The 12,370-nt window shown below is 58.3% G+C and carries 5 protein-coding genes and 2 pseudogenes; 3 read left to right on the top strand and 4 right to left on the bottom strand.

Annotated elements, in window-relative coordinates; genetic code table 11:
• Positions 1-74: 74 nt before the first annotated feature.
• From IFT84_RS01245 to IFT84_RS01235, 3 genes are read left to right on the top strand one after another with little or no spacing between them, the layout of a single operon-like run.
• Positions 75-1,571 (top strand): sensor histidine kinase, encoded by a 1,497-nt coding sequence (locus IFT84_RS01245; RefSeq protein ID WP_192116821.1) that lies wholly within the window; start codon positions 75-77, stop codon positions 1,569-1,571.
• Between the two features lie 29 nt (positions 1,572-1,600).
• Positions 1,601-2,014 carry a response regulator gene (locus IFT84_RS01240; RefSeq protein ID WP_192117550.1) on the top strand — a complete coding sequence of 138 codons (414 nt, stop codon included), beginning with the start codon at positions 1,601-1,603 and terminating at the stop codon, positions 2,012-2,014.
• On the top strand, positions 2,015-3,055 hold the full coding sequence (locus IFT84_RS01235) for a sensor histidine kinase (RefSeq protein ID WP_197975405.1): 1,041 nt from the start codon (positions 2,015-2,017) through the stop codon (positions 3,053-3,055).
• Positions 3,056-3,092: 37 nt separating this feature from the next.
• Here IFT84_RS01235 and IFT84_RS01230 read toward each other — a convergent pair whose 3' ends face one another.
• From IFT84_RS01230 to IFT84_RS21395, 4 genes and pseudogenes are all read right to left on the bottom strand, one after another.
• The gene (locus tag IFT84_RS01230; protein ID WP_192116820.1) at positions 3,093-5,402 is read right to left on the bottom strand and encodes a glycosyltransferase family 4 protein; all 2,310 of its coding nucleotides are present in this window, start codon (positions 5,400-5,402) and stop codon (positions 3,093-3,095) included.
• Positions 5,399-8,523 (bottom strand): annotated as a pseudogene (locus IFT84_RS01225) (glycosyltransferase). The gene IFT84_RS01230 and the pseudogene IFT84_RS01225 overlap by 4 nt, the downstream one beginning before the upstream one ends.
• A gap of 76 nt (positions 8,524-8,599) precedes the next feature.
• The gene (gene glf / locus IFT84_RS21310) at positions 8,600-10,846 is read right to left on the bottom strand and encodes a UDP-galactopyranose mutase (RefSeq protein ID WP_197975436.1); all 2,247 of its coding nucleotides are present in this window, start codon (positions 10,844-10,846) and stop codon (positions 8,600-8,602) included.
• 324 nt (positions 10,847-11,170) lie between these two features.
• Positions 11,171-11,614: pseudogene (locus IFT84_RS21395) on the bottom strand (glycosyltransferase); the annotation flags it as partial.
• Positions 11,615-12,370 lie beyond the last annotated feature (756 nt).

The raw sequence follows: 12,370 nt of genomic DNA, 5'->3' as shown, positions 1-12,370 counted from the left end.
TGTGACGGTCGCGTTTGCTTTGTCGCTTTCGCGTATCCGGTGTCGTGCTATGGCAAATGCGAACGGGAGCCACGATGGTCAGGTATAAAGCAAATTTCTTGCGCACCTCTTTGGTGCTGCTGGCTATCGGCATGGTAGCACTGCTCGGTATTGTCGGCACGTCGCTATGGCTGGTGGAGCGGACCAAGTCGAACTTTGCCGATGTCGTGCGCGAGCGCCAGATGCGCAGCGCCGCCGCAGACCTGCTGGCGCTGGTAAAGGATGCTGAAACCAGCCAGCGTGGCTATCTCCTGACCCTGTCGCCGCAGTATCTCGACCCGTACAATGCCGCGGTCAAAAACTTTCCCCCGGCACTTGAAAAGATGCGGTCCCTTCTGCAAGCCGTCAATCCGGATGATCCTTCCGCCGCCATTCTGTCCGATGTTCTGCCGAAAAAAATTGCCGAGCTGAAAGAAACCATTGACCTTGCCAATTCCGGCCGGGTTGCCGAGGCGCTGGAGATCGTGCGCACCGATGCCGGTCAGCAATACATGGATCAGGCAAGACGTGCGCTGGCCGAGGTGATCGAGTCGGCAGATTCGCGCCTGCGAGAGGGCGTAGAAAACCAGTACCGCAGCAACAACGCGTTGACCTGGGTCAGTGTTATCGGATTGATGGCCATTCTCATCGTTCTTGGCGGCTCTTATCGCGTGGTGTCACGCTACGTGCGGGCGCTGGCGGAAGCGCGGGACCGTGTGGAGGTTTTGAATACTGGGCTTGAGGAGCGGGTAAACGAACGCACGCAGGACCTGATGCGCGCCAATGAGGAAGTGCAGCGCTTTGCTTACATCGTGACCCACGATCTGCGCGCACCGCTCGTCAACATCATGGGTTTTACGGCGGAACTGGACACCACCATGCGCTCCATTCAGGACTACATCCTGACTGAGGATGATGGTATGCCGAAGGAGCAGTTGAAGAAGGAAGCGCTTCTGGCGGTCAAGGAAGATTTGCCGGAGGCGATTGGCTTCATCCGCAAATCAACGAAAAAAATGGACGGTCTTATCAACGCGATCCTGAAAATCTCGCGCGACGGTCGGCGTCCACTGAATGCCGAACATATTGACCTGCAGGAATTGTTGTCTGTTGCCTCGGGCAGTGTGCAGCATCAGGTCGCCGATGCGGATGGCGAGATCGTTCTCGACGTCAAAGGTCTGCGCGTCCACACGGACCGGCTGTCGCTGGAACAGATTTTTGGCAATCTCCTCGATAACGCCGTCAAGTACCGTGTGCGCGACCGGGCACTGCGCATCGTCATCCGGGCCCGAAAGCAGGGCCGAAACCATCTGATGATCGAGGTGGAAGACAATGGGCGCGGCGTGGCGGAAAGCGATCACAGCCGTATCTTCGACCTATTCCGACGCTCCGGCGCGCAGGACAGCCCCGGTGAAGGCATCGGCCTTGCCCATGTGCGCTCTCTCGTGCGCAATCTAGGCGGCGATATCACCGTCAAATCTGTGCTTGGAGAAGGAACAACCTTCATGATAACGCTGCCTATCAATCTAAGAGCTATCGTCAGGAGTGACCAGTGAAGCGAAACGGCAATCCCGTCACGATCATTATGATCGAGGACGATGAGGGGCATGCGCGCCTGATTGAGAAGAACGTTCGTCGCGCTGGCGTGGACAATGAAATCATCCCGTTCACCAGCGGCACAGAAGCGCTGACCTATCTTCTGGGCGAGGACGGCTCCGGCGAAGTATCATCCGGGCGTCATCTGCTCATCCTGCTGGACCTGAACCTGCCTGACATGACCGGGATCGATATTCTGGAAAAGGTGAAGGGAAACCAGCACACTAAGCGCACGCCTGTCGTGGTGCTGACCACGACGGACGATCAGCGTGAAATCCAGCGCTGTTATGATCTGGGCGCAAACGTCTATATTACCAAGCCGGTTGATTACGACAATTTTGCCCACGCCATTCGCCAGCTAGGTCTGTTCTTCTCGGTGATGCAAGTTCCGGAGACGGATTGATTGAACGACATTCGCCACGCGCGCATACTGTATGTCGATGACGACCCCATTCTGGCACGGCTGATCGAAAAACAGCTGGGCCGGAAGGGGTTTGACGTCGTGCATGCGGGCGCGGTTGCGGATGTGTTGCCTGCGTTGGAGCAGAGCCAGTTCGATGTGCTGGTGCTGGACCATTATCTGGACAATGGCACGGGCATTGATGTGCTCAATCAGGTCAAGGCCTCCGGCCATAGCATGCCGGTGGTCTATGTCACGGGATCGTCGGATGTGGAGATCGCCATCAATGCCATGAAGGCGGGCGCGACCGACTACGTGATCAAGTCGCCCGGTCATGATTTTGTGCTGATGCTGGAAACAGCTTTGCAGCACGCGCTGGAAAACGCGCGGTTGCGGCGCGAAAAGGACGAGGCCGATCAGGAAGTGCGCCGCGCGCGCGACCATGCTGAAATTCTTCTGGCAGAAGTCAACCACCGCGTGGCAAACGGGCTGGCGCTGGTGGCCGCGTTCGTTCGTATGCAGATATCGGCGGTGGATGATCCGGCGGCCAAACATGCCCTTGCGGAAACACAGGCCCGCATTACCGCAATCGGCGGCATTCACCGCAGCCTCTACACGTCATCGGATGTGCGTGTGGTTGAGATGGATGCGTATTTGCGCGATCTGGTGCATGAACTCGGCAGTTCCATGCAGCAGACCGGCCCACAAGCGCAGGTGAAGCTGGATGTGGAGCCGATGAAAATCGGGACCGACAAGGCCGTATCGCTGGCCGTCATGGTCACCGAAATGATGACGAACGCCTTCAAATACGCCTATCCCGAAGGGACCAGTGGCGAGGTGCGGGTGTCGCTGCGCAGGCACTGCGATGGTATGGCGCTCTTGAGCGTTGAGGATGACGGTATTGGCTGGTCCGGCGATGGCAAGCCGCAGGGCACCGGCATCGGCAGTCGCATTCTATCGGCGATGGCCAAGAACATTGACGCCAAGCTGCAATATGGCAGCGCCGAACACGGCACACGCGTGACGCTCGAATTTAAAATATAAAAAGTTCAGCCCTGGTAATGGCTAGGGCTAAACGTTTTCACGACGCTGTTGCGGTTTTCGGCGGCGTGGCAATGGCCGCGCTTTTGCGCAGCACATTGCCAAACAGGAAGGTTTGACGACGCAGTTCTTCGGCAAGCGGCGTGTACTCCTCCCGTATTCCATTGGTCGGCTTGGCCGATAGCAGGCCGTTATGGCAGTAACGGTCGTCATCCCAGCCAAGATGCTCCACCACCGGATACAGGCAGATGCCTTCCATCGGCACGCCAGCGGCCATGGCAGCGCGCACCTCTGCACCGATATAGGCCAGCCATTCGGGGCGCCGTTCCCATTCAACGCCGGTTTCCGCAATAAAGATCGGGCGACCGTAGCGCGCGTAGGTCTCGATCAGAATATTGCGGAAGGGCCGGTACAGCGGGTGGCCGATATCGATGGGCGGCCCGCCGTGAATCCACTGATTGTTGAAGTAGTAATTGACTCCGACGATATCGAGATAGCGGTCGGCACCACCGATTTGCGGCCACATGCGCCCGCTGATCAAGTCCCAGCCCTGAAACTGTGACTGGCGATGGCCTTCTGCCGTCTGACGCTCCCATGGACGACCGGGATCGGTGATGACGTTGATGACCGGATCGCAATGCACGAAGCGCGCGCGCGGATCGACATGCAAAACCGCATCCATCGCCGCAATTGACGCGCGCGCAAGCTGCACCTTCAATTCGTAACCACGACCGCGCGCAAAGGGGTTGAGATAGCCCGCATCGCCACCGCCCCAGGAAAAGAACGAGACCTCGTTCACGGGCGAGTAGAATGGAATCTGATCGGTCTCTTCTTGTACGACCTTCGCGGCGGCGGCGGCGAATCGCGCAAAGCGCGTCACAAATTCCGGCTTCCAGATATCGAGATCATCCGGCCAGCCGTAATGCAGCAAATCCCATATCACCTGCGTGCCGGTTTTGCGCGCTGCCCGCAACATTGGGATGACGCTGGACCAGTCGTAACGCCCGGGGGAGGTTTCGATCAGATGCCAGCGAAAACCATCCCGCACGGTGCGGATGGAATGGCTGGCAAGCTGGCGAAAGTCATTTTCCGCATTGGTATCGTGCTCCGTCGCGGCGATGATGTCGAGACGGCGACCATGCCCGAGACGGTGGGACGAGCATTCAAACCCGCCATGGAAAAACGACTGGAACAGGCCGCTGGGAGACCCGGCTTCGCGCTCGGACACCACTGCATCAATCAGGGCTATCCACTGGGGAACAACGGCGGCGACACTGTAGGTGCTTTCCACCTTCTGGCGTAGGCTCGCGCCCAGACTTTTGCGCTTTTGCGGCGCGTCGATCAGGTCGATCATTGTCTGCGCGATGGCTTTCGGATCATTGTGCGGCACGAACAGGCCGGATACGCCGTCCTCGATCTGCTGCATGGACCCATTGTCGGCGGTGGCAATCACCGGTAGACGGGCCGCGCCCGCTTCGGCGATCACATGCGGCATGCCTTCGCCGCGCGAGAGCCATGTAAAGATATCGAAGGCGGAGAGCAGATCGGGGATATCGCGACGATCGCCCAGAAACTGCACCACAGCGCTGAGGTTGCGCTCCTGTACCATGGCTTTCAGAGAGGTTTCGTATTCCGGCATGAAGGCGTCTGCGCCACCGACGATGACAAACCGTGCTTCCGGTTCGCGCGCATGAACGATCTCGGCCGCAGCGATGAAGTCCTCGACATTTTTCTTGGGGTCAAGACGCCCAACCCAGCCGATCAGGATTTGCGCCTCGCCAATGCCCATTTCTGCCCGGAGCCGCGAACGCTCGGTCCCGCGAAATTCCGACAGGTCCACCATGGATGGAATTTCCATCGCATCGCGCTCGCGTCCGGGCATTTTGCTGGCCGCAGCATCGCGGATAGAGCGGCAGACCCCGACATAGCGGCTGGTGAAATGCTTCGGTCCGGCCAAAGCTTCCGAGACCAGCCCGCCATGCTCGATCAGCGGCGGGCGAAGCGCCAGACGCTCCAGCGCCGGGTAGATATCGGCAACGTTCTGGCTGGAAATCACCACATCGTAATTGGTGATCTTGTTGGAGAGATAGGTGACCGTATCATCAAACGAGAGATCATAGGGCACCTTGTCGACGTGGACGCCGAGTTCTGCCAACTGGTGGTGAGTTTGCTCCGGCATATTCGGTTTGCGGAAACAGGCGATCACATCGATTTTGTAGCGGGCGGGATCAAGGTTGCGGGCCAGCAGCCGCACTTCCGTTTCCTCTCCGCCCACCACCAGCCAGGCGAAGACGAAGAGGATGCGGATGGGCTCTTGAGGCCCGTGATCTTGTGAAAGGTCAGGCGTCATTCGTTTACCTTGAACACAATTTGCAGGAAGTCCGGGCGGTCGCGCACGAGGCTTTCAAGGAAGGCAGGGCCATCGTCGAACGGCACGACATGCGTAATCATCTCGTCTGCGATCACCTTGCCATGGGTTCTGAGCAGGTCAATGGTTTCCAGTGCGAGGCGACGGCGATCCCACAGGTGGGACAAGCCGCGCGGTACGCGGTTGATCTGCGCACAACGGATATTCAGGCCGTTGTGGTGGAACTCTTCACCCAGCCGCAGATCGTTTGCTCCATCCTGATAGAAGGCGAGGTCAATGACAGTGCCCTGCGGGCGAAGCGCCTTCAACGCGATGTTCAGTGACTTGGACTGGGCACGGGTCTGGAATACGACATCGGCACCCCGATCCTTACCACCATTATGGAAGCGGGCCTTGGCATAGCCCCAGACTTCATCATCGGTCATGGCCGTAAAGCCCATGGCCTCGGCCTTTTCGCGGCGGTATTGCGAGGGGTCCGTCAGAATGACCTCGGACGCGCCGACCTTTTGCGCAAACAGCGCCGTCATGAATCCAACCGTACCGCCGCCGATCACGATGACAGGGCGACCCTTGATACCGGCGCCGAGCGTGGGAACATTCGTCCCAAGTGCGTCTGCATCGGCGTGAAGAATGCCATTGGCAGCAATCGGCCCCATCTGGGCCACGAAAATGCCGAGCATTGGATCGATATCGGCGGGCATTGGGATCAGCACATCCTGAAACGGATCGGCGGTGTGGCCACTTTTGTGCGCATAGGTGGTGGCGACAACATCACCATTCTTGAAGCCGAATGTGCGCGAATCTGAAACACGCGCCACTTCCATATAGCCGAGGAACGGCACGGGAAAGTGAATGCCGGGCTCGCCCGTTAGAAACACGCCCCGTCCATCATCCCAGCGGGAGTGGAAATAGGGGTTGGTGTTTTTCATCAAGGTCAGTTCTGTACCGGCCGAAAAGCCGGTGTAGAGCGTATCGAGGCGCACATGGTGTTCGGCTGGCGGGCCTTCATCATAGCCGAGAAAATAGGATTTGCCGGGAGCTTCAAAACCAAGTGAGCGGATATGGCGGTGTTCGGACATGCTGGAAGACCTTAGTTTGCAATTTTGACAGGCTGGCCGCTGCGGGCAGAATCATTGATGGCAAGCGCCAGACGGTGGGTTTTCAACGCCTCGCCATAGGGGCAGCGAATGCGGTTTTCGCCACCGCGCACGGCATCGACAAAGTCGCGGTCTTCACGCCATACCGGATCGCCCTCTGCATGGCGGGTGGGACGGCCCGCGCCGACGTCGACCATGATATCGTGGTCCGTCAGTTCCATGGCCAAACCATCGGCAAAGATATGCAGGCCAACGCGGTGACCCCAGCGTAAGATGCAGGTGGAACCGATATTGCCGACGGCACCTGATGCGAAGCTCAGCGATGCAGTGCTGGCGGTCGGCACGTCCAGTTCGGGAAAATCGCCGCGCTCCTTGTGGCTGGCAAGGCCATAGACCTGGGTGACATCGCCAACCAGATAGCGGGCCAGGTCCAGAATATGGGTGGTTTGTTCCACCATCTGCCCACCGGATTTGTCATTTTTCCACCACCACTGCGGGGGCGGGGTCTGGTCCAGCCAATAGCCGGAAATCAGCTGGGCCGGGTTCTCGCTCAGGATATGGCGGGCCTCGTCCACCGTATCGAGATAGCGCCAGTGGTAGCCGACGCCGGTAATCAGGTTCTCTCGCTCAATATCGGCTGCGAGTTTTTCTGCCAGCTCAATATCGAGAGACAGCGGCTTTTCGACAAAAAACGGGATTTTCGCGGCGATCAAATCCTCTTCAACTGCGCCGTGCGCGAAGGGGGGAATGCAGACATAGACCGCATCGAGCTTCTGATCTTCCAGCATCGTCTTGTGATTGTCGTAGGCGCGTGCGCCAAAACGACCGGCTGCGTGTTCGGCGCGGCCAAAATCCGGGTCGGCAAAGGCCACCAGATCCACATCGTCAAACTGTGCGAGAATATCGAGGTGGCGTCCGGCGATGCCGCCCACGCCAATAAAGCCGATACGGGTTTTGTCCATTCGGGTATGCCCTTCTGTGTCTGCTGGTCGGGATTGTAAAATATGTCTGTAGACGCCTTCGGTCTCGGCGCCCATGCGGCTTGCGTGGAAGTGTCGTTGGAACCGTGTAAGGCCAGCCTCGGCATCCTGCGTTGCCAAAGTCGGATTGCCAAGCAGCGCTACCACCATATCGGCCAGCACGTCTGGTTGGCCGGTTTCCACCAGAAAGGGGTGATCGTCGCCCAAGGCTTCCGCATTGCCGCCAATGCGCGTGGCGACCACGGGCAGGCTGGCGGACATTGCCTCCAGCAGCGCCAGGGGCAACCCTTCAAACAGGGATGGCAGCACGAACAGATCGGCAATCGAAATCAGGTCGGCAATATCGGTGCGATGGCCGAGAAAACGCACATGCGCATCCATGCCCAGCCGTTGCACCTCTGCTTCGACCGCGTCTCTTTCGCAACCGGTGCCCGCCAAAAGCAAAATCGCTGATGGGTGGGCTTCGACGATGGCGGGCAAGGCGCGGATCAGGGTGATATGATCCTTCTGCGGTGTGAACCGTGCGACCGTCAGCAGGACTTTTTCGTCTGTCAAGCCCATTTCGGCCCGCATCGAGTGCCGGCTTTTGGTTGGCTCTGGCTGGTAAATGCCGTTGCGGATGGCCGTGATCTTGTCCGCAGAAAAGCCCTCAGCCATGTAGGTCTCAAAGGATGCCTGCGATACGACGATGAGGTGTTCGACATCCTCAACCTGCTGGCGGTGATGCTCGATCTGGTCGCCATCGGTGAGCACGTACGGCAGGTGTTCGGTGCGCACCACGGGCAGCCCATGAACGTGGCCGGCTTCCGCCAGTTCATGGCCTTCCCAACCTATTCCTGCGTGAATATGCAGCAGGTCCGTGCCACTGCGCCCCAGCCAATCGGCAAAGTCCTCAAATCTGTCTATGACCTTGATCGCCATGCCGAAGCGGGCCGCGCGGGTTAAAAGATGGGCGCAGGCTTCGTCCGCAAAAACGGCAAGCGTAATGCTGTGGCTGGTCGCAAGGCTGCGACCCAGCATCAGCATATGCTCGCCCATGCCGGATGGCTCCCGGCTGTCGGTCGCCAGCACAATATTCAGAGGCCCGCCCTCGATAATGCCCTCAGTCATGAATACGTGCTGCCGCAACCTGCATTGGTCCCGCGTCCGCTTTCATCAGGCGGCGATAGGTTGCAAGCGCCTGTCCTACGACCTGATCCATATTGTAGTATTTGTAGGTGCCCAGACGTCCGACGAAGGTCACATCGTCACGCGAGCGGGCAAGCTCCTCATACTGCTTGTAAAGCGCCTGATTTTCCGGGCGGGGAATCGGGTAGTAGGGGTCACCTTCGGCCGAGGAGAACTCGTAGCTGATGCTGGTTTTGGGATGCACCTGACCGGTCAGAAACTTGTACTCGGTAATGCGGGTGAAGCCCACATCCTCGCCAGGGTAGTTGACCACGGCTACCGGCTGGAAGCGTCTGGTATCGTGCGTTTCGTGCTGGAACGTCAGGCTGCGATAGGGCAGGCGACCATAGCAGTAATCGAAATACTCATCGATGGGACCGGTGAAAATCGTATGATCGGCGATGACGTCCTTGCGGACATCCTTGAAGTCCGTTTCCAGCATGACGGTGATGTTGTCGTGCGACAGCATATTTTCAAACATGTGGGTGTAGCCGAGCAGCGGCATTGCCTGGAATGTATCGAGGAAATAGCGGTCATCCGTGCTGGTGCGGGTGGGAATGCGCGCCGTGACTGCCTTATCGAGTTCGGAGGGGTCGAGACCCCATTGCTTGCGCGTATAGCCTTCAAAAAAGGTTTTGTAGAGGTGCTGTCCAACCTGCGCGACCACCACATCCTTGGAGGTAACGATCTTGTCGGTCGGTTCGGCCTTGCTCGCGAGAAACTCGGCGGCCTCCGCATCATTTTTCAGGTTCAGACCATAAAGGCCGTTCAGCGTCGTGCGGTTGATGGGAATAGGCAGCAGCTTGTTGTCGACCGAGGCCAGCACGCGATGCTCATAGGGCCGCCAGCCGGTAAAGCGAGAGAGATAGTTGAAGATATCCTCGCTGTTGGTGTGGAAAATGTGCGGCCCGTATTTGTGGACCAGAATGCCGTGCTCGTTGTGAAAGTCAAACGCGTTTCCGGCGATATGCGGGCGGCGGTCGCACACCAGAACGCGCTTGTTGCCATCGGCCGCCAGACGTTCGGCAAGAACGGAGCCCGCAAAGCCAGCACCGACGATCAGGTAATCGTAAGGCGCTTTGGAGGGCGTTGTGGATGCGGAGCGGCGGGGGCTGAGGCGGGTAACCGGAGCCGGGTGGCGTTTACGGCTGACCGCATCATCCACCAGTGTTTGCATACGCCGGAAGGTTTCGTCCCATGACAGGCCTGACAAAGCGGTATCGACCGCCTTTAACCAGCTTCCGTCACCCCTAGCCAATACGAGCGCTTTTTCGCAGGCGGCCATGAAGGCGGCTGCAGTGTCCGCGATGAAGACGCCTTCGAGATCCCCGTAATGGCGGACCACGTCGTTGATCGGCGTGCTGACGACTGGACGACCGGAGGCCAGATATTCCGGTGTTTTCGTTGGGCTGATGAAGCGTGTCGCCTCGTTCATGGCAAAGGGCATAAGGGCCACGTCCCAGCCTGCCAGATATGCGGGCAAATCGGCGTAATTGCGCTGGCCCAGATAATGAATGTTGGCAGCCCGTGGCAGTTCCTCGGCTGACAGTTTTGCAACCGGTCCGACCAGAACGATGGACCAGTCCGGTTTTGCCTTTGCCAGAGCAGCAATCAGGCCAAGGTCCAGACGCTCGTCGATGACACCGTAGAAGCCCAGTCTCGGGCCTTTGATACCAGCCTGATCCTGAGCACTCAAAGTGCTGCCGCGCGCTGCGCCGAAGTGTTTGACATCCACGCTGGATGGGAAGGGATGGATATTGTCGTGCAAATGCGCCTTGGCCTCAAACAGGCTATAGCCGCCGGTGAAAACCGCATCCGCTCTGCGGATCAAGGCCTGCTCCGACGCCTTTAACTGAGGCGAAGCAAACTTGAAGTTGGCAAGTTCGTCCATGCAGTCATAGATGACGGCTGCCGCATCCACATGCTGAGCGAAATTGAACATCAGTGGCGTATAGAACCACAAGACCGGCTTCGCACCGCCATGAAGCGCCAGTAACTCATCCAGCAGGGTCTTCAGGCCGTTTTCGCGGTCGTGCTCGTTCCACCAATGGGGAATGCGGGGGCGGATCGCTTTCACATGTGTGCCGGCGAATGGATGGATTTCCAGATAGGCCAGATGATGGTCGGTTGGGATATATTCTTCAAAGAAAAACACCTGCCGGTGCTTGGAGAAGCGCTCCATCAAATGCTGAGGACGCTGAAGCACGAAATCCCACCGCAGATGCGAAAAGCAGATCAAAGGACCGGCTTTGCTGGTTGTTGAGGAGGCGTCTGCGGCTAGGTCGGGGTTTGGCATGTTGGGGTCCGTAGGTGGCGGTGGTGTGTTGAGATAGAAAACCATATTTTGAGATAGGGCCCGTTTCTGTTCCGCATAGTCCGGCGCATCCGCAAACCCCATGAGGGCACGCAGCTTTTCCAGCGTGTGGGGCCAAGTCCAATTGGCAAGAACAGCATCGCGCGGGCTGAAATCAGTAAGCCTTCCAAGCATATCCTCGATGGCGAGATGGAACGTTTCAGCCGGGGCGGCCACGCCGGTCTCTGGCGTTATGTACTGCAAACCACAGCACAGCTCGGCATTGGCCAGCACGGGTAGGCCGCACAGCATGTACTCGGTCAAAATAGCAGGCGCGCCATCGCGCACGCCGCACACCACGCCGATCTTCGCCTGATTCATCAGGGTGCGCACCTCGTGGATGGGAACGCCGGGCGGGCCGATAAAGTCGATATTCAAATTCTGTGCCTGCGCCCGCTCCCGCAAGGAATCGCTGAGTTCGCCATAGCCGAATACGCAAAGTGTGCGTATGGAGCGCGGCAATTTCTCCAGTGCGTCGAACAGAATGTCATGGCGTTTGTAGCCTTGTGCCGCCGCCACATAGATCAGGTCATAAGGCTTATGGTCACCATCCGGATAAAAAGTGGTCTCGGATGCAAATTCCGGCCCGACGGGCATGATTGCGGTTTTTATTCCCGGATGACGCGCTTCTACTTCATCCGATTGCCACTGGGCCCCGGTTATAATCAGGTCAAAATGACGGCTGACTTCGGCAGGAATGCGCAGGGCGGGAGCATCAATGGAGTTGTAGATTTTGAAACTGTCGGTACAGGCCAGCAGAATGTCTTCACTGACGCCCAGCCCATAGACACAGAGGATGGCGGGCGCACCGAAGACGCGGATGTAGGCCAGCATATCGTTGGAAGAGAATGGAGCTTCGGTGGTGTTCAGGGTAAAGGCACGCCGCGCCAGCACGTCGCTGTCTTCCCGGTAGGGCGGAGTTCCGTCGCCACGCCAATGGTGCCATATCTCCACATGGTCGGCCAGTCCGGCCTTGACGCAGGCAAGCGGCAGACGCTCCAGGTATCCACCGTCAACAGCCACAGCATCGCGGTTGGGCGCATGAGTCCGTGGCGCGGGTCCACGTTCTCCGCCGCGCCACTGGTTTTCGTACTCGTCTATGGAAAGATTGCATTCGACCGGTGGCCAGCCCTCCTGAAAATCACTGATAACCACAATCGATCGTGCGTTCATGCCAGGCTCCGGTTGCATGTCTCTAAAACAACAGGCCCAAATGGGCCGAAAGGTCTTCACAATAGCGTGGCGCAATGCGCATCAATGGAGCGAGCCGTCACTCCCTCGGCTCGTGGTGCAATATGAATTTTCAAAAAAAAGCGGCGGATTGGTAGGAGCCTAAACTTCGCGTAATGGGTA

Origin of the sequence: Rhizobium sp. CFBP 8762, assembly GCF_014841565.1 — a bacterium.
Classification (GTDB): domain Bacteria; phylum Pseudomonadota; class Alphaproteobacteria; order Rhizobiales; family Rhizobiaceae; genus CFBP-8762.
The sequence above is the reverse complement of the archived record's forward strand: the minus strand, read 5'-3'. Positions and strand labels throughout refer to the sequence as shown.